The sequence below is a fragment of the Pseudomonas matsuisoli genome (genome assembly GCF_014647635.1).
In the GTDB taxonomy this organism is placed as follows: domain Bacteria; phylum Pseudomonadota; class Gammaproteobacteria; order Pseudomonadales; family Pseudomonadaceae; genus Pseudomonas_P; species Pseudomonas_P matsuisoli.
This window is the reverse complement of record NZ_BMPO01000008.1, coordinates 1-21,202: the sequence shown is the minus strand read 5'-3', so window position 1 is coordinate 21,202 and position 21,202 is coordinate 1. Positions and strand designations below refer to the sequence as shown.

Annotated in this window: 23 protein-coding genes and 2 tRNA genes; 17 read left to right on the top strand and 8 right to left on the bottom strand. The window is 61.2% G+C overall.

Annotated elements, in window-relative coordinates; genetic code table 11:
- Positions 1-62 precede the first annotated feature (62 nt).
- The 7 genes from IEY47_RS16140 to IEY47_RS16115 all read left to right on the top strand — a co-directional run bounded on the left by IEY47_RS16140 (position 63) and on the right by IEY47_RS16115 (position 6,086).
- The gene (locus IEY47_RS16140; protein WP_188984520.1) at positions 63-566 is read left to right on the top strand and encodes a TRAP transporter small permease; all 504 of its coding nucleotides are present in this window, start codon (positions 63-65) and stop codon (positions 564-566) included.
- Between the two features lie 48 nt (positions 567-614).
- Positions 615-1,898: a TRAP transporter large permease subunit gene (locus tag IEY47_RS16135; RefSeq protein ID WP_188984518.1), complete on the top strand. Its 1,284-nt coding sequence runs from the start codon at positions 615-617 to the stop codon at positions 1,896-1,898.
- Between the two features lie 100 nt (positions 1,899-1,998).
- Positions 1,999-3,015 (top strand): TRAP transporter substrate-binding protein, encoded by a 1,017-nt coding sequence (locus IEY47_RS16130; RefSeq protein WP_188984516.1) that lies wholly within the window; start codon positions 1,999-2,001, stop codon positions 3,013-3,015.
- Positions 3,016-3,069: 54 nt separating this feature from the next.
- Positions 3,070-3,546 carry an NAD(P)-dependent oxidoreductase gene (locus tag IEY47_RS20555; protein ID WP_229779491.1) on the top strand — a complete coding sequence of 159 codons (477 nt, stop codon included), beginning with the start codon at positions 3,070-3,072 and terminating at the stop codon, positions 3,544-3,546.
- Positions 3,518-3,985: an NAD-binding protein gene (locus IEY47_RS20550; protein WP_229779501.1), complete on the top strand. Its 468-nt coding sequence runs from the start codon at positions 3,518-3,520 to the stop codon at positions 3,983-3,985. Before IEY47_RS20555 ends, IEY47_RS20550 begins: the two co-directional genes overlap by 29 nt.
- Positions 3,982-4,836 (top strand): fumarylacetoacetate hydrolase family protein, encoded by an 855-nt coding sequence (locus IEY47_RS16120; protein WP_188984514.1) that lies wholly within the window; start codon positions 3,982-3,984, stop codon positions 4,834-4,836. Before IEY47_RS20550 ends, IEY47_RS16120 begins: the two co-directional genes overlap by 4 nt.
- Positions 4,837-4,880: 44 nt before the next feature.
- Positions 4,881-6,086 carry an alpha-hydroxy acid oxidase gene (locus tag IEY47_RS16115; RefSeq protein WP_188984512.1) on the top strand — a complete coding sequence of 402 codons (1,206 nt, stop codon included), beginning with the start codon at positions 4,881-4,883 and terminating at the stop codon, positions 6,084-6,086.
- 297 nt (positions 6,087-6,383) lie between these two features.
- On the opposite strand, the gene IEY47_RS16110 is transcribed toward IEY47_RS16115, so the two are convergent.
- The 5 genes from IEY47_RS16110 to IEY47_RS16090 form a co-directional block, all read right to left on the bottom strand.
- A complete protein-coding gene (locus IEY47_RS16110; protein ID WP_188984510.1) occupies positions 6,384-7,430 on the bottom strand; it encodes an Ldh family oxidoreductase in 1,047 nt (348 codons plus the stop codon).
- Positions 7,430-8,971, bottom strand: a complete 1,542-nt coding sequence (locus IEY47_RS16105; RefSeq protein WP_188984508.1) for a tripartite tricarboxylate transporter permease — start codon at positions 8,969-8,971, stop codon at positions 7,430-7,432. The genes IEY47_RS16110 and IEY47_RS16105 overlap by 1 nt, the downstream gene beginning before the upstream one ends.
- Positions 8,972-8,981: 10 nt before the next feature.
- Positions 8,982-9,437 carry a tripartite tricarboxylate transporter TctB family protein gene (locus tag IEY47_RS16100; protein ID WP_188984506.1) on the bottom strand — a complete coding sequence of 152 codons (456 nt, stop codon included), beginning with the start codon at positions 9,435-9,437 and terminating at the stop codon, positions 8,982-8,984.
- Positions 9,438-9,575: 138 nt separating this feature from the next.
- Positions 9,576-10,571, bottom strand: coding sequence for a tripartite tricarboxylate transporter substrate binding protein (locus IEY47_RS16095; protein WP_188984505.1), 996 nt, complete (start codon positions 10,569-10,571; stop codon positions 9,576-9,578).
- Positions 10,572-10,821: 250 nt separating this feature from the next.
- Positions 10,822-11,802, bottom strand: a complete 981-nt coding sequence (locus IEY47_RS16090) for a LysR substrate-binding domain-containing protein (RefSeq protein WP_188984503.1) — start codon at positions 11,800-11,802, stop codon at positions 10,822-10,824.
- A 142-nt stretch (positions 11,803-11,944) separates the two neighbouring features.
- Here IEY47_RS16090 and IEY47_RS16085 point away from each other — a divergent pair, with 142 nt between their 5' ends.
- Positions 11,945-13,135 carry a fumarylacetoacetate hydrolase family protein gene (locus IEY47_RS16085; protein ID WP_188984501.1) on the top strand — a complete coding sequence of 397 codons (1,191 nt, stop codon included), beginning with the start codon at positions 11,945-11,947 and terminating at the stop codon, positions 13,133-13,135.
- A 31-nt stretch (positions 13,136-13,166) separates the two neighbouring features.
- Here the strand turns inward: IEY47_RS16085 and IEY47_RS16080 are convergent, their stop codons facing one another.
- Positions 13,167-14,084, bottom strand: a complete 918-nt coding sequence (locus tag IEY47_RS16080; protein ID WP_188984499.1) for a LysR family transcriptional regulator — start codon at positions 14,082-14,084, stop codon at positions 13,167-13,169.
- Positions 14,085-14,200: 116 nt separating this feature from the next.
- Between IEY47_RS16080 and araD1 the strand changes: the two genes are divergently transcribed.
- Positions 14,201-15,193, top strand: a complete 993-nt coding sequence (gene araD1 / locus IEY47_RS16075) for an AraD1 family protein (protein WP_188984497.1) — start codon at positions 14,201-14,203, stop codon at positions 15,191-15,193.
- 93 nt (positions 15,194-15,286) lie between these two features.
- On the opposite strand, the gene IEY47_RS16070 is transcribed toward araD1, so the two are convergent.
- Positions 15,287-15,973, bottom strand: a complete 687-nt coding sequence (locus IEY47_RS16070) for a TerC family protein (RefSeq protein ID WP_188984495.1) — start codon at positions 15,971-15,973, stop codon at positions 15,287-15,289.
- Positions 15,974-16,224: 251 nt separating this feature from the next.
- Positions 16,225-17,097: a LysR family transcriptional regulator gene (locus tag IEY47_RS16065; protein ID WP_188984493.1), complete on the bottom strand. Its 873-nt coding sequence runs from the start codon at positions 17,095-17,097 to the stop codon at positions 16,225-16,227.
- Positions 17,098-17,178: 81 nt separating this feature from the next.
- Between IEY47_RS16065 and IEY47_RS16060 the strand changes: the two genes are divergently transcribed.
- The 8 genes from IEY47_RS16060 to IEY47_RS16025 form a co-directional block, all read left to right on the top strand.
- Positions 17,179-17,640 carry a multidrug/biocide efflux PACE transporter gene (locus IEY47_RS16060; RefSeq protein ID WP_188984491.1) on the top strand — a complete coding sequence of 154 codons (462 nt, stop codon included), beginning with the start codon at positions 17,179-17,181 and terminating at the stop codon, positions 17,638-17,640.
- A 77-nt stretch (positions 17,641-17,717) separates the two neighbouring features.
- Positions 17,718-18,035: a DMT family transporter gene (locus IEY47_RS16055; protein ID WP_188984489.1), complete on the top strand. Its 318-nt coding sequence runs from the start codon at positions 17,718-17,720 to the stop codon at positions 18,033-18,035.
- Positions 18,036-18,149: 114 nt separating this feature from the next.
- Positions 18,150-19,103, top strand: coding sequence for a bifunctional biotin--[acetyl-CoA-carboxylase] ligase/biotin operon repressor BirA (gene birA, locus IEY47_RS16050; protein ID WP_188984487.1), 954 nt, complete (start codon positions 18,150-18,152; stop codon positions 19,101-19,103).
- A complete protein-coding gene (locus IEY47_RS16045) occupies positions 19,100-19,858 on the top strand; it encodes a type III pantothenate kinase (RefSeq protein WP_188984485.1) in 759 nt (252 codons plus the stop codon). The genes birA and IEY47_RS16045 overlap by 4 nt, the downstream gene beginning before the upstream one ends.
- The gene (locus tag IEY47_RS16040; protein WP_188984483.1) at positions 19,858-20,529 is read left to right on the top strand and encodes an SPOR domain-containing protein; all 672 of its coding nucleotides are present in this window, start codon (positions 19,858-19,860) and stop codon (positions 20,527-20,529) included. The genes IEY47_RS16045 and IEY47_RS16040 overlap by 1 nt, the downstream gene beginning before the upstream one ends.
- Positions 20,530-20,719: 190 nt before the next feature.
- A tRNA-Gly gene (locus tag IEY47_RS16035) sits at positions 20,720-20,793 on the top strand.
- A gap of 29 nt (positions 20,794-20,822) precedes the next feature.
- Positions 20,823-20,898: transfer RNA gene (locus tag IEY47_RS16030), tRNA-Thr, on the top strand.
- Between the two features lie 84 nt (positions 20,899-20,982).
- Positions 20,983-21,202: GTP-binding protein (locus tag IEY47_RS16025; RefSeq protein ID WP_229779486.1), on the top strand; the 220-nt coding region annotated here is incomplete at its 3' end.

Sequence of the window (21,202 nt, the reverse complement as noted above, 5' to 3'; positions counted from 1 at the left end):
CGCAAAGCGCGTATCGCTCGCGTCCGAACCGTGATCGGCACCCTGTTCCGGGGGGCTCGCTGATGCGGCGGATCATCGATGGCTATTTCACCCTCCTGAAAGTCCTCGCGGTGCTGTGCCTGGCGACAATGGTCGTGCTGGTGTTCGGCAACGTGGTGCTGCGGTATGGCTTCAACCAGGGCATCACCGTGTCCGAAGAGCTGTCGCGCTGGGCGTTCGTCTGGCTGACGTTTCTCGGCGGCTTGGTGGTGCTGCGCGAGCGCGGGCACATGGGCGTCGATCTGATGCTGAAAAAACTGCCCGTTCTTGGGGAGCGCATCTGTCTGATCGCGGCGCAGATTCTGATGCTTGGCTGCTCGCTGCTGTTCCTCAAGGGCAGCTGGGTGCAGATGCAGATCAACCTCAGTTTCCCCTCACCCGTCACCGGGTTTTCCATGGGCTGGTTCTACGGCTCGGGCGTCGTGTTTGGCGCCTCTGCGGCGCTGATTCAGCTCTACGAGATCGGCCGTCTGATGGTTTGCCGCGATATCCATGAGCATTCGCGGCACCTCGAAACGCATCTCTGATACGCGCGCCATACCGCACAAAACAAAAAGAAAGAACGGAGTGAAACGATGGCTATCCTCGCCATATTCGTGTGCTCGCTGATCGGTGCGATGGCCATCGGTGTGCCGATCGCCTTTTCGCTGATCCTTTGCGGGATCGCGATGATGTACTACCTCGATTTGTTCGACGCCCAAATCATTGCGCAAAACCTGATCAATGGCGCCGACAGCTTCCCGCTGATGGCGGTGCCGTTCTTCATGCTCGCGGGCGAGCTGATGAACGCCGGTGGGCTCTCTAAACGCATCGTCAATCTAGCGGTTGCGCTGGTCGGCCATATCAAGGGCGGTCTGGGTTACGTCACCATTCTGGCCGCATGCCTGCTGGCGAGTCTTTCTGGATCGGCTGCCGCGGATGCAGCCGCGTTGGCAGCGCTGTTGGTCCCGATGATGGTCAAGGTCGGTCACGATCGAGCCACGTCAGCGGGCCTTGTGGCTTCCGCGGGGATCATAGCCCCGGTGATTCCGCCTTCGATCGGCCTGATTCTGTTCGGCGTCGCGGGTAACGTGTCGATCACCAAGCTGTTTCTGGCCGGCATCGTACCGGGCCTGCTCATGGGCGTTTCGCTGTGCGTCGCCTGGTACCTGGTATCCAGACGGGAAACGATCCAGATCAAACCGCGCGCCTCGAAGCGGGAAGTCGCGCGGGCGCTGCTGGATGGCATCTGGGCGTTGATCCTGCCGATCATCATTCTTGTCGGGCTCAAGGCTGGTGTGTTCACGCCGACCGAGGCGGGCGTGATCGCCGCGGTCTACGCGTTGCTGGTGTCGTTGTTCGTCTACCGCGAACTGCGCATCCGCGATCTTTATGGCGTGTTGCTCAATGCGGTAACCACCACGGCCATGGTGATGTTTCTGGTGGCGTCGGCGATGGTCGCGGCCTGGGTCATCACCGTGGCCGACCTGCCTAGTGAAGTCATCGCGCTGCTTGAGCCACTGATGGACAGCCCGCGACTCTTGATGCTGTTGATCGTGGTGATCATCGTGCTCATCGGCATGGCCATGGACATGTCGCCGATCATCCTGATCCTGGCGCCCGTCATGCTTCCTGTGGCGGTAGAGGCCGGTATCGATCCTATCTACTTCGGCGTGATCTTCGTGATGACCTGCGCCATTGGCTTGATCACGCCCCCCGTGGGGCTCGTGCTCAACGTCGTGGCCGGGGTGACCCGTATCGACTTCATGTCGACCGTGAAAGGCGTGCTGCCCTTCCTGCTCGCTGAGTTGCTAATCATCGCGCTCTTGCTGATCTTCCCGGACCTGCTGCTGGTGCCGGCCCGCTGGATCTCAGGTTGACCCGAAACCGTGCTCGCGCGCCGCAGCGCGAGCGGACAAGGAGGTCGCAGTGGCCTTCCGAACGAAGCCGAAAGGCGTACATAAGAAGAGGAAAACCGTCATGAAAATAATTCCAAAAGCCTTGACCGCATTGCTGTGCTCGGCCCTGATGTTCTCCGCCGCGAGTCATGCCGAAGAGGTGGGTCGCCACAGCTTCAAGATCGCCTTCGTTCAGGCCAAGAACCACCCCCACGGGTTGGGGGCGCAGAAGTTCGCCGAGCTCATCAAGGAGAAGAGCGACGGCAAGATGAAAGTGATGGTGTTCGCCAGCGGCACGCTCGGCGGGGACACTCAGGTCATCTCCTCGCTCCAGGGCGGGACGGTCGACATGACGCTGGTCACGCCAGGCCTGCTCACCGGTATCGAAAAAGGATTCGGCCTCTACGGCATGCCGTTCCTGTTCCAGAACGCCAAGGAAGTGGACGCCGTGCTCGATGGCGAAGTAGGGCAGAAACTGCTCGAGCGTTTGCCGCCGCATGGGCTGATCGGTCTTGGCTACTGGGACCATGGCTTCCGTCATGTTTCCAACAACGCACGGCCCATCACCAAGCTCGAGGATCTCAAAGGCCTGAAGATCCGCGTACAGCAGATTCCGACGGCCATTGAGACCTTCAAGGCGCTGGGCGCGAATCCAGTACCGATGTCCTTTACCGAACTCTATACGGCGCTCGAAACCGGCACCGTGGACGGCCAGGAAAACCCGCTGGCAGCGGTCGAAACCTCCAAGTTCTACGAAGTGCAGAAGTACGAGTCGCTGACCGGGCACTTCTATGATCCGCTGGTGGCCATTTTCAGCAAGAAAGTCTGGGACGGTCTGAACGAGACCGAGCGCGACATCGTGCGTAAGGCGTCGCTCGAAGCACAGGCGTACGAGCGCAAGGTCTCCCGCGAAATGGACGTGACCTCGCGTAAGGCGCTGACGGATGCCGGGATGCAGGTCAACGAGGTTGCGCCGGAAGAAATCGAACGCATGCGTGAGCACCTGAAGCCTGTCACCGAGCGCTTCACCCAGGAATACGGCGCCGAGCTCGTTGGCGAAGTGATGGCTGAAATCAAGAAAGTGCGCGATGCACAGTGATGCGACGGTGCGGTTGGCAAGCGTCAGCCGCACCCCGACAGCCAGGAGGATTCCATGTCTGATTTGAATGTCGGTTTCATTGGTTTGGGCTTGATGGGGCGGGCCATGGCTGGGCATATCCTGCGCAAGGGATATCGCTTGCATGTCGTGGCCAACCGCAACCGTGAACCCGTCGATGCGCTGGTGGGCGAGGGCGCCCACGAGTCGACGTCGGCCGCCGCACTGGCGCGTGAGGTGGACGTCGTACTGCTGTGCTTGCCAGGTTCCAAGGAAGTGCAGCAGGTCATGGCGGGCGAGGCGGGACTGCTCGCCGGGCTTGGTGCGGGCAAGATCGTGGTGGATTGCAGCACGGGCGACCCGAGTTTGACCGAAGGGATTGCCGCTGCAGTGGTATCGACCGGTGCGGGCTACCTCGATACGCCGGTCAATCGCACGCCCGAAGGAAGCCGCGGAAGGGCGTCTGAACGTCTTGGCGGGCGGAGATGCCGCGCTGTTGGAAAAAGTGCGTCCGCTGCTCGAAAGCTTTTCTGAAACCCTGCATCACCTAGGGCCGGTCGGCTCGGGCCATAAAGCCAAGGTCATCCACAATTTCATCGCCCAGGGCAACGCGGCGGTCCTGGCCGAAGCCTTCACGGCGGCGGCGAAGAACGGCATCGACCTGGCTGCATTCGCCGACATTTGCAGTTTAAGCGGCGGCCATAGCCGCACCTTCGATCGGATCATTCCGTTCGTGTTGTCGGGTGACGACTCAGGGCAGCGCTTCGCCATCGCGAACTGTGAGAAAGACATGCGCTACTACACGCAATTGGCGAAAAGCTCACCGTCCACTGGCATCGTGGCCGAGTCGGTCTACCAGACCTTCCTCCTGGCGAAAAGCCTGGGGCACGGCGAGAAATACGTGCCGCATCTGTTCGATGTGCTTGGTGAGATCAACGGTGTGCGTGTTCGCGCGGCGGAGAAAAAACCATGAAGCTGCTGCGCTACGGCCCCAAGGGGCAAGAGAAACCAGGGCTCGTCGATGCAGGCGGTGGGATGCGCGATCTGTCCGCACACCTGGCGGACATCACCGGCGACACCCTGTCCGCGAATCGTTTGGCTGAGCTGGCGGCGCTGGATGTCGAGCGCCTGCCAAGGGTGGACGGCGAGCCGCGGTTGGGCACGCCATGGGGCGGTATCGGCAAGATCATCTGCGTTGGTCTGAACTATGCCGACCATGCCAAGGAGTCCGGCCTACCCGTACCGACCGAGCCAGTGCTGTTCACCAAGGCGATCAGTGCGATCAACGGCCCCTTCGATGATGTGATGCTGCCACGCGGCTCGGAGAAAACCGATTGGGAAGTGGAGCTGGGCATCGTGATCGGCAAGCGGGCGCGCTATGTCGAGCAGGCGCATGCACTGGAGCATGTGGCGGGTTACTGCATCGTCAACGATGTGTCCGAACGTGCCTTCCAACTCGAACGTGGCGGCACCTGGGACAAGGGTAAGGGGTGCGATACCTTCGCACCGATCGGCCCCTGGTTGGTGACACCCGATGAGATCAGTGACCTGCGTGATTTGGCGCTCAACCTGTCGGTGAACGGTGAGACCTGCCAGCAGGGAAGCACCCGCACCATGATCTTCGGCGTGGAGGAGATCGTCAGCTACATCAGCGGTTTCATTACGCTGGAGCCGGGCGATCTGATTTGTACGGGCACGCCTCCAGGCGTAGGCGCCGGCATGCAACCACCGCGTTTTCTGGCGGCGGGTGACGAGATGCGCCTGTCTATCGCCGGCCTCGGTGAGCAGCGTCAGCGCGTCGTCGCCTGGGCGCGTCAGGACTGATTCGGCGGCGGCTTTCGGCCGCCGCTTCTTTCGAGCGAAAAAACATGAAGAGACGGCTGTACCCCGGTCGCGACTACCGGCGCGCGCAGAATATAGACGAGCTACGCGAAATGGCCCGGCGCAGGCTGCCCAATTTCTCCTTCGAGTACGTCGAGGGTGGCGCTGATGATGAAGTCACATTGCGCCGCAATCGCAGTGTTTTCGAGTCCATCACCTTGCAGCCGCGCACGCTGCGTGCAGTCGGCGCGCGGGATCTGAGGCGCGATTTTCTGGGTGTCGAATCGAAGCTGCCGTTCATGATCGGGCCCACCGGGTTCAACGGACTGCTGACGCATCAAGGGGATTTGCACCTGGCGGAGGCGGCCGCGCAAGCCGGTATTCCGTTCGTATTGAGCAACGCATCCACCGTGTCCATCGAGGACATCGCCGCCGTCGAAGGCGTGCGGGCATGGATGCAGATCTACCTCTATCGCACCCGTGAGCATGTGGCGAAGCTTGTCGAGCGCGTCAGTCGGCTGGGGCTGGAAGCCATCATGGTGACCACCGACAGCGCGATCTTCGGCAATCGGGAATGGGACCGCCGCAATTACGTGCGGCCCCTGAAACTGGACTGGCGAAACCGGCTCGATACCGCGCTGCATCCCGAGTGGATGTGGGACGTGCTGGTGCCCCATGGCGTGCCCCGTTTCAAGAACATGGGTGATCTGCTCCCGCCCGGGCAGGACAGTGTGAAGGGCGCGGCCAGCGCCTTGGCGGCCGAGCTCGATCCGACCCTCGCTTGGGCCGACATCGCCTGGCTTCGGGATATCTGGAAGGGCAAGCTGATCGTCAAAGGGCTGATGCATCCCGCAGATGCAGAGATCGCGCTCAAGTACGGCGTCGACGGGCTCGTGTTATCGAACCATGGCGGGCGCCAGCTCGATGGTGCCGTTTCCGCGATGGACACCCTGCCAGAGGTCGTGCAGCGTGCGCGCGGGCATATGCAGGTATTCCTCGATGGCGGCTTCCGCCGCGGCAGCGACATTGCCAAGGCCTTGTTGCTTGGCGCTGATGGCGTATCCATTGGCCGAGCCGGGCTCTACGGTCTCGCCGCTGGTAAAGGCCCCGGCGCGAGCCATGCGATCGACATCTTGCGCGTCGAGCTGGACCGTACCGTTGGCCTGTTGGGTTGCTCTGGTCTCGACGAACTACGGCCAGAACTGATCCATGATCCGCTCTGGCGGGCACGCGCGCAGCAAGCCTTGGGGTGAAGCTGCCATCTGCTTCAGCATTTCACCGCTGTGGGAGCGGGCCATGCCCGCGAAGCAGTCCCAAGGGCAGTGTCGTTTTACTGTTCCGCTGCTGGTGGCTACGACTGAGCACCGCTCGATCAGCTTCTAAAGGGCGTTCCAAAAAGCTACCAATACGGTGTCCTGCATATAATTTTGTAGGGCGGGTGCAACCCGCGGCTTTCTGCGGCCACGCGGGTTTCACCTGCCCTACGAGACTACCGCTGAGCAAAGCCCGGTCCGACACGATCGGAAGGGACGCTAACCATCAAGCAGCCTCTAGAACGGGCAATCCAGTCCACCGTCCGCCGCTGCGCTCCGTACTGCCGCGAGTACGTCCGCCGGCAGTGGAATCCCTTCGGTCAGATAGCGCTCTCGTCGTGCCAGACCGGCGTGTCCGGGTAAGCGTACCGGTTGCCCTGAGATGCGTTCCCGGCTTGAGCGGCACCGAGAGACGAAGTGATCCATTTCGCCTTCGAATGCTTGCAGACCGCCGAAATGCTCGGGGTCGAGCACCATGACGCAGACGGCCGCCCCCCAGCCTTCTGGCTGATCCCGGCGGCCAAAGCCACCGAGCCCGGCCGTCAACGCCTCGACCATGGTGCCGAGGGCAAACCCTTTGTGGCCAAACTCCAAGCCGCCCAGAGGCAGGATGCTGCCCGGAGGGTCGGTGAAGAAGGCTTCCGGGTCACGGCTGAGCTGGCCTTTGTTATCGAGCAGAGTGGCATGTTCCAACTGCTCGCCTGCGGCGCGTGTCTTGTTCACCAGGCCATTGGTGATGTTGGACATGCTCACGTCGATAAGGATGGGCTGTTGGCTGGTTGGAATGCCGATCGCCAGTGGGTTGGGTGTGTACACCGGGTCCAGCCCGCCGAATGGCGCGACTGACGCAACCGCGGGGTCGGAGGTGTAGATGATCGGCATGAGGCCATGCTTGGTCACTGGCTGCAGATAAGCGGCGAGACACGCAATGTGATGCGAGCGGCGGATGTTGGCGATACCAATGCCGAACGTCTTTGCCGCATTAGCCGCGAATGCCAGAGCATGCTCGACGCAGTACGGCCCTAGCAGGTAGTTCGCATCGTATTGCGCGGCCACTGGCGTCTGCCGAACTGTTTCCAGCGCCGCTGGATCGACCCGCGCATGCCCGGCGCGAATGTCCTTGAGATAGCCCTGCGCCAGTTTCACGCCATGGGTGTGATGACCGAGCAGGTCGCCTTCGAGTAGCACGCGGGCGACGGTCGAGGCGACCTTATCGCTGGCTCCGTGCCTTTCAAACAATTGCTGGATCAGGCCGTGAAGGGCCTTTGCATCGACGGCGGACATTATCGACCTCCTTGAGGCGCGGATTGCAGGGCCGGCCGCTTGCGGTATTTGAGCCAGGCTTTGGTGAACAGGGGGAACAGCACGATCAAGGCGACCAGCGCGCCCAGGCCCGCACTAATGGGGCGCTCGAAGAACGCAAGCAAGTTGCCGTTGGACTTGATCATCGAGGTCATGAAGTTGTTTTCCAGGATGTTGCCCAGCACGAGCCCCAGGATCGCGGGGGCGATCGGAAAGTCGGAGCTGGCCAACAGGTACGCCGCCACGCCACAGGCCAGCATGATCCACACGTCGGTCAGCGAGTTGTTGATGGCGAACGCGCCGACGATGCAGAACGCCAGGATGATTGGCATCAGGACCTTGGCCGGGGTAACGGCGAAGATATGGGCGCTGCGGATCGCCAGGTAACCGATGGGGATCAGGATCAGGTTGGCAACGAAGAACGCCGTGAACAGGCCGTAGGCCATTTCGGCGTTGTCTATGAAGATCGTCGGCCCGGGGTTCATGCCCTTCATGTATAGCACGCCGATGACGATCGCGGTGATCGAGTCCCCCGGAATGCCGAACACCAGGGCTGGGACCCAAGCGCCGCAAATGCCGGCGTTGTTGGCCGAACTCGCATCGACGATGCCTTCGAGGTGGCCCTTGCCATAGGCCTCAGGCGTCTTCGAGCGCTTCTTGCTGACCGCGTAGGAGATCCAGGCTGCAATGTCCGCACCGGCGCCGGGAAGTGCGCCGATCAGGGTACCCAGCACACTGCCTCGCGTGACGTTACGCCAATGCTTGCGTAGGTTGCCTGGGACCTTGCCGAAGACCGTCCCGGTTTGCGGATGGCGTTCGGCGCTGTCGCCCTTGGCTGCCGCAGAGGCGGATTCGCGGCTGGCGTACAGTTTCATTACTTCGTTGAGGGCAAAGCAGCCGATCATCACCGGAATGAAGTTGATGCCGCCCATGAGGTCGGGCACGTCGAAGGTGAAACGTGGGCTGCCGGTCACCATGTCCAGGCCCACGGTCGCCAGCAACAGGCCTACCATCAAGGAAAGGAAGCCTTTTACCGGGGAGCCGGGCGCAATGAACACCGCGCTGCTTAGGCCGAGAACGGCAAGCCAAAAGTATTCGAAGGAGCTGAAGTTCAGAGCGAACTCCGCCAGCGAGGGGGCGACCATGATCAGCACCAAGGTGCCGGCCAGGCCGCCGATGACCGAACAGATGAGGTTGGTGCCCAAGCATTCACGCACGCGGCCCATGCGACCGAGCGCACTGGCATCCGAGACGTACGCCGCTGACGCAGGTGTGCCTGGAATGTTCAGGTAGGCCCCGGGGATGTCGCCGGCGAAGATGGCCATGGCGGCCGTGGTAATGATCGCGGCGATGGCGGCGGTCGGTTCCATGTAGAAGGTGACGGGCACGAGCAGGGCGACAGCCATGGTCGCGGAGAGCCCGGGGATCGCGCCGACGAAAACGCCGAACAGTGCGGCTACGACAATGACGAGCATCGTCTGCAAGTTGAACACCAGCAACATGCCATCGATGAGTTCGGACATGGCTAATTCCTCAGAAGCCCCATGGGCCGAGTGGTAGCGGCACGGACAGGAGTCGGGTGAACGCGAAGGTGACGATGGCAGCTGCGATGACGGAGGTCAGGATGGCCGGCAGCAAGCGAACACCGCGCGAGCAGAACAGCATGAACATGGCTAACGCGAGCGTCAGTCCCGTGCCGAGCGTGTCGGCCAAAAGGATGTAGCCGATCACGGCGACGACAGGGAGCACAACGGTCCAGCTAGGCCTTGGCAATTGGGCCGCTATTTCGCCCGCAGCGCGGGCTCTATTCATTTGGCGTACGCCACTCAAGGCGAGCAATACGCCGCCCGCGAGCATGCCGGTGCCGATTAAGGTCGGAAAAAGGTCGGCGCCATATTGCAGGCCGTCGATGGTGCTGAACGAACGCGCCATGACGATGACGGCGATGCCCAGCACGGCGAAGAGTAGTCCGAGGATCAGGTCCTTCATGACGAAGCTCCTTAGGGGCTGATGACGTCTCGTTCGCAGCCACACGCGCGACAAAGCATCAACAGACCCTCGGTTGAAGGGTGCAAAGACGCCGTCCTGCAGCGGCATTTGGCCGGTGGCAGCACGGCGCCCCATGCGTTACTTCTTCAGGCCGATCTTCTCGATGATGCCGCCCATGTACTCGTCGTTTTCCGCGAGGAACGTCTTGAACTCGGTGGGATTACGCCACTCAACACCGAAGCCCTGCTTCTTCATGAAGTCCTGGTACGTGTCGCTTTTGTAGGCCGCTTCGAGCGCCTTGCCGAGTTTTTCGACGACAGCAGGGTCCATGCCCTTGGGTCCGGCGACGCCGCGCCATTCCCCAAGCGAGTAATCGCTGCCGATGGTTTCCTTGATGGTCGGAATGTTCGGGAACGCGGGATTGCGTTCTGGCGAAACGACCGCCAGACCCTTGGCTTTGCCGGCATCGATCATCGAGCGTGCTTCGGGCACGGAGGACGGCACGATCTCCAGGTTGCCGGCAGCGAGCTCGACCATGGCAGGTGCTGCACCTTGACTGGGAATCCAGCGGACCTGATCGGGCGGAATGTCTTGGTCCAGCAGCAGCCCGGCGAACGCCACGTGCCAGATACCGCCAAGGCCAGTGCCAGATGCGCTGAAGGTGCCTTTGGGTTTTTCCTTGATGGCCGCCAGCAGCGACTGCACGTCGTTGTAGGGCGCGTCCGCGGCGATCTGCACGCCAGGGTAGTCGTAGTTGGTCATGGCGAGGGGCGTGAAGTCCTCGCGGGAGATCTTGGTGAGGCCCTGCCAATGCAGCATGTTCAGCTCACCAGTGATGAAGCCGAGCGTATAGCCGTCAGGACGCGCGCTGGCCATGGCCGTGTGGCCGACGACGCCACCGCCGCCAGGACGGTTGACGACGTTTACCGTGGTGCCCAGTTCTTTCTCCAGCGCAGTGGCGATACCGCGCGCGGCTGCATCGCTCCCGCCGCCTGCAGCCCAGGGAACGATCAGCTGAATGGGGCGTTCGGGATAATCGGCCAGTGCCAAGGGAGAGGTGAAGAGCGCGGAGAGTAGCAGGGCCCGGAACGGGCGCAGGAGGAAAGGCCGGCCATTGCGGTCGTCATTCTTCATCGTTTTCACCTATTGAAATTATTGTTAGTGATCCGTCACGTCGGCATACGAGGCCGGGCGCGTGGTCGAACTTATGGGCTACGGCGAGGCGCGTGTCTAATGAGCCTTTCTCATCGGACTATAACGCGCGGTTATTGGCTTCAGCGGTTGGCGTGAGTGAAGCCCTTCCTGCTGTAGGAGCGGGCCATAGGCGCGAAGGCGTGCTGGCCGCACGCTGCGCGAGTGGGGGCCAAATAAGAACAAGCGCTCTTTAGCTGCTCGTTTCTAGCCGGGCCACGTCGCGCAGGATGCGAGCGAATGCCTGTGCATTGGCAGAGGTGGGCTCGCCAATGCGCAGCAGCAGCCCGTAGCCCAGCGTAGGCGTGTTGAGGGCCGTATCCAGCTTGCACAGTCGACCCTCGGCAAGGTGGGTTCGGATGATCGATTCCGGAAGCAGCGCGATGGCCTGGCTGCATTCGAGCAACTTGAGCGTCGTCTGCACCGACGTCGTTTCCAGGCTATTGGTCGGCACGCCCATATCGGCTTCGGCGAACGCGTGTTCGAGCATGCGTCGCAGCGGGGTATTGCTCGGGTACAACACCCACGGCCAGCGCAGTAGCGCATCGCCGGACACGGCGCGTTGCTCGGCCAGTGGATGGCCGGCACCTGCGGTCAGCACAAACGGCTCATGGTAAAGCGGCTCGAAACTGAAGCGGCGCTGCTGGTCCGGCTCGGTGTAGCGGCCCACCACGAGGTCAAGTTCCTTGCGTTCGAGCATCGCCAGCAGGTGATCGCTGGTCTGCTCGACGAGCTCGACCGCCAGCAACGGCCGCTCGCGCTTGATCCGCAAAATGGCTTCGGGCAGTGCATTGGCGGTGGCGGCGAAGATTGCCCCGACCCGCAGCTGGCCATAGCCGCCGCGGCGCAGGTTCGCTAACTCGCGCTCGAAGCGCTGGCTATCGTTGAGGGTGCGCTGGGCGTATTCGATAACCGCGCGACCCAGTTCGGTGGGCGCTAATTCGCGCGGCCGGCGCTCGAACAGCACCACGCCAAGCAAGTCTTCGATGTCCCGCAGCATCTTGCTCACCGCCGGCTGGCTAAGGCCCATGCTCTGCGCGGCCGCGTGCATGTTCGCAGTGCGACCGAGCGTCTCGATCAGCAATAGGTGACGCAGGCGCAACCAATTGTGCAGTGCTGGTCGGCGTGGGTGCCCACCGTCGACATCCTGTCCTTCGTCCGATAACGGATCCATATCAACCCTTGAGGAATAGTCATTGGAAGCGCCGGTGGCGGCTGGCTATGGTCGCACAGCCTCAATATGCGCTCCACGGCCGCTGCGCTTCCATCGGCAGATGTCGCCTGTGCCGTACAAATCATTACAAGGATAAGAAACGATGCCCAAACCTCTTGTGTTGACGCCGGAGAACACGCTTCCCGAAGACGGCCTGGCCGGGCTTCTCGTTGGACGCGCCTGGATTCCCGGTACGCCAGGCGGCCCTTCGCCCGTGCTGCTCCGTGAAGAGGGTGTGGTCGATCTTTCCCCGCTAGCACCGACGCTGGCCGCGTTGTTCGATCTACCGGAGCTGGTCCAGCGTTTGAACGCGTATTCGGGGCAACCGATATGCACTGTCGAGGCATTGCTGGAAAACAGTGGTAGCACGCGCGATCCCTCGCGGCCATGTGCGCTGGCGCCGGCTGATCTACAAGTGATCAAGGCAGCAGGTGTGACGTTCGCATCGAGCATGGTGGAGCGGGTCATCGAGGAGCGATCGGGCGGCGATCCACAACGCGCAGAGGCCGTACGCGCGAAAGTCCGTGATCTCATCGGTGATAACCTGCGCGACGTGCGCCCTGGGTCAGAGCGTGCCGAACGGCTGAAGCAGTTGCTGATCGAGCAGGGCCTTTGGTCCCAGTATCTGGAGGTCGGTATCGGGCCGGATGCCGAGATCTTCACCAAGGCGCCGGTGCTCGCCGCCGTCGGCACTGGCATGGAGATTGGCATTCATCCCAAGTCGGAATGGAACAATCCAGAACCTGAGGTGGTGTTGGTCGTGAATGGGCAGGGCGACGTGCTTGGCGCCACCCTTGGCAACGACGTTAACCTGCGCGACTTCGAGGGGCGCAGTGCACTACTGCTGAGCAAGGCCAAGGACAATAATGGCTCTTGCGCCCTTGGCCCGTTCATCCGGCTATTCGATGAGGGATTCACTCTGGACGACGTTCGCCAGGCCGAGGTCGACTTGCGTGTCGAGGGTGAGGAGGGATTCGTGCTTTCCGGGCGCAGCTCGATGAGTCAGATCAGCCGCGACCCGTTGGACCTCGTCGCACAAACGATCAACGCCAACCACCAATATCCCGACGGGTTCCTGCTGTTCATGGGCACGCTGTTCGCACCCACGGAGGACCGCGATCATCCCGGTGGCGGGTTCACTCACAAGCTTCATGACGAGGTGCGGATTTCCAACCGGTGGTTGGGCAGTTTGCGCAACCGCGTGAACCACAGCAGTGCGGTGTCTCCGTGGACGTTCGGCGTCGGGGCGTTGATGAGCAATCTGGCGGAGCGGGGTTTGCTAAACCCGCGCTGAAACGCAAGAGGTGGTGATGCCACGGCCGGCATCACCGCCGTAGTTCGTCCAACAGCATCTGCGCGGGCGGGGACAAGGCCATGCCATGGCGCACGATCACGCCATAGGGCTCGTTACGGCTGGCGAGCGTCAGTGGCAAACGCGAGAGCATGCCGAACCGTTCACCAAAGGCGGCGGCGTCCGCTGGCATCAGCGCCACCAATGACGGGTCTTCCTGCAACAGGCTGAACATGGCGAAGGTGGAGGCCGTTTCCACGGGGTAGCGTGGGAATTCGAGGCCGGCGGCGGCAAGCTCGCGCTCCAGCAGCAGGCGCATCGGCATGTTGGTCGGGTAGATCACCCAGCGGTGCCTGGCCAATTCAGCGAGATCGACCTGGTCTTTCCCGGCCAGTGGATGCGTGGGATGCGCCACCACATCCACCGTTTCATCGTGCAAGGTCAGGCAGTCGTAGGCGTCGGGACGGCGGCTGACGCTGCTACGGCAGATCGCAAGATCCAGCCGGCCCTCGTCCAGCAGGGTCAGCAGGCGTGCGCTGGTGTCTTCGATGACCTCCACCGACAACGCCGGTTGCACGTCACGCAAGCGAGTCAGTGCGCGCATCAGTAGCGGTACCGCACCCATGATCACGCCAACGGACAGCCGGCCTCCTTGGCCTTCGAGAATGCCGACCATTTCTTCGCGCAGGTGCGCCAGGTCGCTGTGGATCAACCGTGCATAACGGATGACGCAGCGACCCAGGTCGTTGGCCTGCAGGCCTTGGCTGCTGCGGATGAACAGGCTGGCACCGAACGCCGTCTCGATGTCGTGCAGGGCTTTAGTCGCGCCCGGCTGGCTGATGGCGATCTGTTGAGCGGCGCGATGCAGCGAGCCCTGCTCATCGAGCGCAATCAGCAGGCGCAGGTGTTTCAGGCGGAGTCGCGAAACGATGGCGTTGAGTGGCGAGACCATGGGGATAAGTAACGGTTATCGCTAGATCAGAAGCTTTCATTAGGCAGCAGGCGGGACGATTTTTAAAGTGCTGTGATTCGCGGAGCCCGCGACTTACAACAATAAGGATCGATGTCATGCGGCTGATTCAATTCGAGAACGAAAATGGCCAGCGCCACGTGGGCGTAGTCGATGGCGACCGTGTACAGGTAGTGAAGGGCGTGACCAGTACGCGCGAACTCGCGCTAAGCGCCATTCGCGGCGGTAAGGGGCTACTGGCGCAGATCGACGCCCAGGGGCTCGAATCCGGCCCGGTCTATCGCGAGTTGCTCGAAAGCAACCGCGTGCTGGCGCCGTTGGATCACGACGATGCGGCGCATTGCCTGGTCAGTGGCACGGGGCTGACCCATCTGGGCAGCGCTTCCACGCGCGACAAGATGCATCAGCAAGTCGCGGTCGAGGAAAAGGTCACCGACACCATGCAGATCTTCCGCTGGGGCCTGGAGGGCGGTCGCCCGTCTTCAGGTACGCCCGGTGCGCAGCCAGAATGGTTCTATAAGGGCGACGGCAGCATCGTCGTCCGCCCGGGTCAGGACTTTCCGGTCCCTGATTTCGCCGAAGACTTTGGCGAGGAACCGGAGCTGACGGGGCTTTATGTCATCGGCTACGACGGCAAACCGTACCGGGTAGGTTTCGCCCTCGGAAACGAGTTTTCCGACCACGTGACCGAGCGCAAGAATTACCTCTACCTCGCTCATTCCAAGCTGCGTTATTGCTCGTTCGGGCCTGAACTGTTGATCGGTGAATTGCCGGCGCACCTGGCAGGCACCAGTCGTATCCTTCGTAATGGCGAGGTGCTCTGGGAGAAAGAATTCCTTTCTGGCGAGAGCAACATGTGTCACACGCTGGAGAACCTCGAGTACCACCACTTCAAGTACGCGCAGTTCTTGCGACCGGGCGATGTACACGTGCACTTCTTCGGCACGGCGACGCTGTCTTTCGCCGATGGGATCAAAGCCGAGCCTGGCGATACGTTCGAGGTGTCGCTCGACGCGCTCGGTGAGCCGTTGCGTAACGGTATCGCCGTGCATGCGGTTGCAGTTCCGGCAGGCGGCGTGACGTCGCTATAAAGGTGTCACGGCGCTGATGGGGGCGCGAGATGAGTTGCATGTCGGCAACCCGTCAGCGCATCCCCGTCTAGCGGGCGCCCGCGTGTTCACCCGCTAGGCCGAGCGCGCGGCGCGCTTTCGTGCTGCCGCATTGAGTAGTAACCCTGCCAGCAAGACGACCGCCGCGCCGGTAGTGCCGGCTGCATAGGGGATCCATCCCGGCATCTCTGGAAGCGCCAAGTCGTGCGCGGCCATCTCTCCCGCGATCCAGCCAAGCAGTGCGCCGCCAAACGTGACGATGATGGGGAAGCGATCCATCAGCCACAGCACCAGGCGACTCCCCCAGACGATGAGCGGGATACTGATGAGGATGCCAATCGCGACGAGCACGATTTCACCGTGGGAGGCCGCGGCAACCGCCAGCACGTTATCCAGGCTCATGACCGCGTCGGCGATGATGATGGTTCTGACCGCCCCCCAAAGGTGGGTACTGGCCTTCAGGTCTTCGTTGTCGTCTCCATCGTCACGAACGAGTTTGATGCCGATCCACAGCAACAGGGCGCCCCCTACGAGCCTGAGGTAAGGCAAGTCCAGCAGTTCGAGGGCGAAGAAGATCAGTGCCAGCCGCAGCACGATAGCGCCAAGCGCACCAATGACGATGGCGCGGTTGCGCTGATGGTCGGGAAGGCGTCGGCAGGCGAGCGCGATGACAACGGCATTGTCGCCACCCAGCAGTAGGTCGATCGCGATGATCTGGGCAACGCCAAGCCAGAATTCCGGGGTGCTGATAAGGTCCAGCAACGTGGGGCTCCTTGAGAAACGCGGCGAGAAGATACGGGCAGTGGACGGCGGTAAAAACCGACCAACCCTGAACACTGACATCTTTTGACATGAATGAGTCAATCGAATGTCCTTTCCATGGGGCGCGCCAGGTATGCGAATTAGCGGGATTGGTTTGTTCTATACGCGATCCGGAGTGACCCGGCGGTCGTAAAGCTTGCGTGGCGCACTGGACACACACACATGACGGTCTGCCAGGCAGCTTCGCCGGCTCAGGCCAGCAAACGGTCGAGCAGCCATGCGGCGGCGGGGCCCAGGTCGCGCTGGCGAGACCAGACGACATCCACGGCCACGTGCCGTGGCCAGCCATTGGCCGTCAGCTCTGCAAGGCGGTTTTGCCCATAGGCGTTTACCAGTGGTTTGGGTAACGCTGCCCAGCCGAACCCAAGGGCAGCCATTTCAAGTAGCAGTAGATAATCTGGCGCGGCCCAGCACTGCGTTCCGCTTGCAGGCATATCGTCATGTCCACCTTCGCTCGCGGCGACGCTCGAGAGTCGGAGCGCTCGCCAGCGTTGGAGCGTCGCGTCGTCGACCCGAGGTGTTTCGGTCAGGGCATGGGTTCGGCTGACGAACAAGCCAAATTCGGTACTTTCACGTGTGCGCGCATGGGCGATATCGGGAGGATAGCGGTGCTGCGCTGCCAATAACCCCAGGTGCGCGCGACCCTGGCGAACCAGGTCAAGGACATCGACCCGCTCGGCAATCAGGCATTCGAACTCCAGCTGTGGATAGCGCTCGTCGAGTTCCGTTAGCCGCGCTTCGTATTGGTTTTGTTGATAAGCGTCCGACAGGGCGAGGGTGAGTCGGGCTTCCTCGCCCCGCGAAAGGGTGTTGGCCTGTCGGCTAAAGCGATCCACGGCTGCAAGAATGGCTTCGGCATGGTCAAGCAGGCTGGCGCCGGCGTCGGTCAGCACCAAGCGCCGAGTATGGCGCTGGAAAAGCTCGACACCGGTATCGAGTTCCAGGCGGGCGATGGCTTCGCTAATAGTGGACTGGCTTTTGCCCAGCTTTCGTGCCGCCTCGCTGAAGGAACCCGAGGACGCGGCATGGGCGAACGCTTTCAATGATTCGGTGGATGCATTCATCGGTTATTCCGATAGCAGCTAATTAGTAAACAAGGGGAATGCCGATGAATATAGCGCGACTCCTGAGCTGGAACGCAAACGATGCTGTCTGTCATCCAACGATCCTTTACTGAGCGGCTGATCCACGCGGCGCTGTTCGAACTCATCGCCGTCTTGATCTGCGCGCCCGCACTGGCGTGGTTTACCGAAAAATCATTGGCTCACGCTGGATTGCTTACGCTCATGTTTTCCGTGATCGCGATGCTCTGGAACATGGCATTCAATGCAGGCTTCGACGCGGCTCAGCAACGCCTCAAGTTTCAGCGGGGGCTTGGGATGCGGCTGGTGCATGCCGTGCTGTTCGAGCTTGGATTGATCTTCCTGCTCGTCCCGCTGGCGGCTTGGTGGCTTTCCATTAGCCTGCTGGCGGCACTGGTGTTGGATATCGGGCTGATCCTGTTCTTCTTGCCGTATACGCTAGCCTTCAATTGGGGGTATGACCTTCTGCGGGTGCGGCTGTTGGAGCGCAGAACGTCTGCTTCTGGTCGCTGCCCTGAGGCGTGACGACGTTTCGAGGACGACCTCGGCCATAAAAGGCAAACACGTACGGGACGGCCCGTTTGTTTTTGGAGATAGCCGCAATGGCGTGGGTGTATTTGATTTGTGCAGGCGTGTTGGAAGTCGTTTGGGCGTTTTCGATGAAACAGTCAGAGGGGTTCACGCGGCTGTGGCCGACCGTGATAACGATCTTCGTGATGATCGCAAGCTTCGCATTGCTCTCGATCTCGATGAAGTCGCTGCCACTTGGGACCGCCTATACGATTTGGACCGGTATCGGTGCGGTAGGCGCCTTCGTCGTCGGCATTGCAGTGCTGGGGGAAGCTGCTAATCCAATGCGGATCGCGGCCGCGGTGTTGATTATCAGTGGTTTAGTCTTGATGAAGCTGTCGTCGTCCTGACCGTTACCGTACGGCCGCTCGCTCACCGTATCGTGGGTGACGAGGTTAGCTGGCTTTGCTTCTGATCGGGGCGCCGATATGATGCGCCGTTCATGTACGGCGACCCCCCTTCGTATGAATAGACTTTTGACGCGGCTCAGCGACGGCGCCTTTCACTCCGGCGAAGCGCTTGGTGAGCATGTCGGGCTTAGCCGCAGCGGTGTCTGGAAGCGGTTGCAGCAACTTAAGACGGATTTCGGTCTCGATGTACATGCTGTCCCCGGCAAGGGTTATCGTCTAGCGCAGCCGCTGCGGTTGCTCGATCGTGACCAATTGGCCGCGAGCCAGGGCAGAAGCGCCTGGCCCATCGACGTTCTGGATGTCGTGGACTCCACCAGTACCGAGGTCTATCGCCGGCTGGTTGCGGGCGCGCGCCCTCCATTTGCCGTTATCGCCGAGCAACAATCTGCCGGTAAAGGACGGCGTGGACGCCAGTGGATAAGCCCGTTTGGGCAGAACATCTATTACAGCGTCGTGATGGAGTTCACCTCCGGGCTCGAAGCGCTTGATGGGTTGAGCCTGACGGTCGGTGTGGCTGTGCTCGAAGCGCTGCAATCGCTTGGCGTCGAAGGGCTCGGGCTCAAATGGCCAAACGATCTTTTGATCGCCAATCGCAAAGTCGCCGGCATCCTGATCGAATTGCACGGCGACCCGGCGGACGTGTGTCGCGCCGTCATTGGAGTGGGCATCAACGTGAATATGCGGGCTGCGGATGTGATCGACCAGCCGTGGACGTCCTTGAGCAATGCCTGTCACCGCGACTTCGATCGGACCGAGCTTGTGCTTCGACTGACCGAATCGCTGCATGCGTGCGTTGCCGAGCATCGCCAGGGTGGTTTCCGTGCGTTGAGGTCTCGCTGGGAAAACGCGCACGCCTGGCGCGGCGAGGCTGTGGCGTTATTGGCAGGAAATTCGAAAATGTCTGGCGTCGCCCTTGGCGTCGACGATCGCGGTGCGCTGCGTTTGATGGGGCCCGATGGCGAACGCAGCTACAGTGGCGGTGAGCTTAGCTTGAGGCTCGATTCATGATCCTGGAAATGGACTGCGGTAACAGCCTGATCAAATGGCGTGTGCTTTGCGAGAAGACGTGCGCGAGCATGGGCGGCGGAGCGGTCGATACGCCTGATCGCTTGTTGGAAGAGCTGCATGCGATGGAATCGCTCCAGCTATCGTTTTGCCGATTCGTCAGCGTGCGCAGCGAAGAGGAAACCCAACAGTTATCGATGTCGATCGGTAACGATTTCGCTATTCCTGTGGCCGTCGCCAAACCGTCTACGTCCTTGGCGGGTGTAACCAACGGGTACGATGACTATCAACGGCTGGGTCTGGATCGCTGGATGGCCATCGTTGCGGCGTATTCTCTGTCCAAAAGGGCGTGCATCGTCCTGGACCTAGGGACCGCTGTCACGTGCGACCTCGTCTCTCGCGAGGGCCGGCATCTGGGGGGGTATATCTGCCCAGGCGTGCCGCTGATGCGTGATCAGTTGCGGACGCACACCCGAAGAATTCGCTATGACATGGCGTCCGCAGAGAAGGCTCTAACACTTCTCGAACCCGGGCGATCTACCGTGGAAGCCGTCGAGCGGGGGTGCGCATTGATGATGCGTAGCTTCGTCGCAACGCAGGTCGCCATGGCGGCGGAGTTCATAGGGATGGAGATGGATGTGTTCTTGACCGGCGGTGACGCAGTGCTTGCGAGCGAAGCCATCAACAACGCTCATATCGTGCCGGACCTGGTCTTCCAAGGGCTGGCAATCGCCTGCCCCCAGCCTGGTCGTTCCTAATGCGCTGGCTATTCATGCTGCTGGTGGTGCTCAACCTTTTCTATTACGTCTGGCATTTGCAGGGCGTCGCTTCTGAGCCAAGGCCTGCGGAGTACTCGGCGCTGAAAGCGGCCGAAAAGCACAACATACAATTGTTGAGTGAAGCGTCCGAGCGGCTTGCACCTGCGGTGGCGGGAGCTTCCAGGGCAGAGCCGGAAACCTGCCTGTTCATTGGCGGCGCCGCACAGCAGGACTTGGCTGACCAGCTGCGTCAGCGTGTACTAAGTCTGGGTGCCCAAGGCGATATACGGGAAGAGTCCGTCGCATCCGACACCGATTTTTGGCTTTATCTACCGCCATTGGCGTCGCGGGAGGCCTCGTTGCGTCAACTGCGAGAGCTGCAGGCGCGTCAGATCGAAGGGTATCTCATTGGCGAGGGGGATCTTACCAATGGCATTTCCCTGGGTATGTTCGCGCGCGAAAGCGTCGCGCAGGCGGCGCGAGACAAGATACGTGCGGCGGGGTATGACCCTGCGATGCGCGAGCTACCGCGGGCGCGCACGTCTTACTGGGTCAGAATCCTGCCGGATGAGCGTCGTCTAATCGGGCCTCAGGTCCTGGAGCAGTTGAGCAAAGACTTCCCCGGCCTTCAGCACCGACTCGAAGCGTGCGAGAGCCTTGCATCTCCCTAAACCTTCGAATAAGATGGCGCCCGCTTTCAGACAGGGTGCGCGATGCGTGACCAGGAAGAAGCACTGTCGACATAGCTAACCTTAAGTTTTAATTAAGAAAACGCTTGACAGTAGGGTGGCATGAAATGAGAATGCCGCCTCCTTTTGGAGGGATCCCTCCACCAGTTTCTAGCGAGAGCTACCGGGCTCCGCGGGTATAGTTCAGTGGTAGAACCTCAGCCTTCCAAGCTGATGATGCGGGTTCGATTCCCGCTACCCGCTCCAGCTTTGATGTTGTTCTGGCATTACGTTTGGCTCATGTAGCTCAGTTGGTAGAGCACACCCTTGGTAAGGGTGAGGTCAGCGGTTCAAATCCGCTCATGAGCTCCATTCTCGAGCAAGGCAGATATGTAGATATCTGCCTTTGTTTTAATGGTCGCGAACTCGTTCAGTACATTGATGGGGGCCGAAAAGATGGCAAAAGAGAAATTCGAACGTAACAAACCGCACGTCAACGTAGGCACTATCGGTCACGTTGACCACGGTAAAACCACTCTGACCGCAGCGCTGACCAAGGTTTGCGCTGAGACCTGGGGCGGTTCTGCGCGTGATTTCTCGCAGATCGACAACGCACCTGAAGAGAAGGCGCGTGGTATCACCATCAACACGTCCCACGTTGAGTACGACTCGGCTG

Excerpts from the sequence above, each read along its gene's own strand:
- IEY47_RS16140 (WP_188984520.1), top strand. The coding sequence starts at position 63 with ATGCGGCGGATCATCGATGGCTATTTCACCCTCCTGAAAGTCCTCGCG.
- IEY47_RS16135 (WP_188984518.1), top strand. The coding sequence starts at position 615 with ATGGCTATCCTCGCCATATTCGTGTGCTCGCTGATCGGTGCGATGGCC.
- IEY47_RS16130 (WP_188984516.1), top strand. The coding sequence starts at position 1,999 with ATGAAAATAATTCCAAAAGCCTTGACCGCATTGCTGTGCTCGGCCCTG.
- IEY47_RS20555 (WP_229779491.1), top strand. The coding sequence starts at position 3,070 with ATGTCTGATTTGAATGTCGGTTTCATTGGTTTGGGCTTGATGGGGCGG.
- IEY47_RS16120 (WP_188984514.1), top strand. The coding sequence starts at position 3,982 with ATGAAGCTGCTGCGCTACGGCCCCAAGGGGCAAGAGAAACCAGGGCTC.
- IEY47_RS16115 (WP_188984512.1), top strand. The coding sequence starts at position 4,881 with ATGAAGAGACGGCTGTACCCCGGTCGCGACTACCGGCGCGCGCAGAAT.
- IEY47_RS16110 (WP_188984510.1), bottom strand. The coding sequence starts at position 7,430 with ATGTCCGCCGTCGATGCAAAGGCCCTTCACGGCCTGATCCAGCAATTG.
- IEY47_RS16105 (WP_188984508.1), bottom strand. The coding sequence starts at position 8,971 with ATGTCCGAACTCATCGATGGCATGTTGCTGGTGTTCAACTTGCAGACG.
- IEY47_RS16100 (WP_188984506.1), bottom strand. The coding sequence starts at position 9,437 with ATGAAGGACCTGATCCTCGGACTACTCTTCGCCGTGCTGGGCATCGCC.
- IEY47_RS16095 (WP_188984505.1), bottom strand. The coding sequence starts at position 10,571 with ATGAAGAATGACGACCGCAATGGCCGGCCTTTCCTCCTGCGCCCGTTC.
- IEY47_RS16090 (WP_188984503.1), bottom strand. The coding sequence starts at position 11,802 with ATGGATCCGTTATCGGACGAAGGACAGGATGTCGACGGTGGGCACCCA.
- IEY47_RS16085 (WP_188984501.1), top strand. The coding sequence starts at position 11,945 with ATGCCCAAACCTCTTGTGTTGACGCCGGAGAACACGCTTCCCGAAGAC.
- IEY47_RS16080 (WP_188984499.1), bottom strand. The coding sequence starts at position 14,084 with ATGGTCTCGCCACTCAACGCCATCGTTTCGCGACTCCGCCTGAAACAC.
- araD1 (WP_188984497.1), top strand. The coding sequence starts at position 14,201 with ATGCGGCTGATTCAATTCGAGAACGAAAATGGCCAGCGCCACGTGGGC.
- IEY47_RS16065 (WP_188984493.1), bottom strand. The coding sequence starts at position 17,097 with ATGAATGCATCCACCGAATCATTGAAAGCGTTCGCCCATGCCGCGTCC.
- IEY47_RS16060 (WP_188984491.1), top strand. The coding sequence starts at position 17,179 with ATGCTGTCTGTCATCCAACGATCCTTTACTGAGCGGCTGATCCACGCG.
- IEY47_RS16055 (WP_188984489.1), top strand. The coding sequence starts at position 17,718 with ATGGCGTGGGTGTATTTGATTTGTGCAGGCGTGTTGGAAGTCGTTTGG.
- birA (WP_188984487.1), top strand. The coding sequence starts at position 18,150 with ATGAATAGACTTTTGACGCGGCTCAGCGACGGCGCCTTTCACTCCGGC.
- IEY47_RS16045 (WP_188984485.1), top strand. The coding sequence starts at position 19,100 with ATGATCCTGGAAATGGACTGCGGTAACAGCCTGATCAAATGGCGTGTG.
- IEY47_RS16040 (WP_188984483.1), top strand. The coding sequence starts at position 19,858 with ATGCGCTGGCTATTCATGCTGCTGGTGGTGCTCAACCTTTTCTATTAC.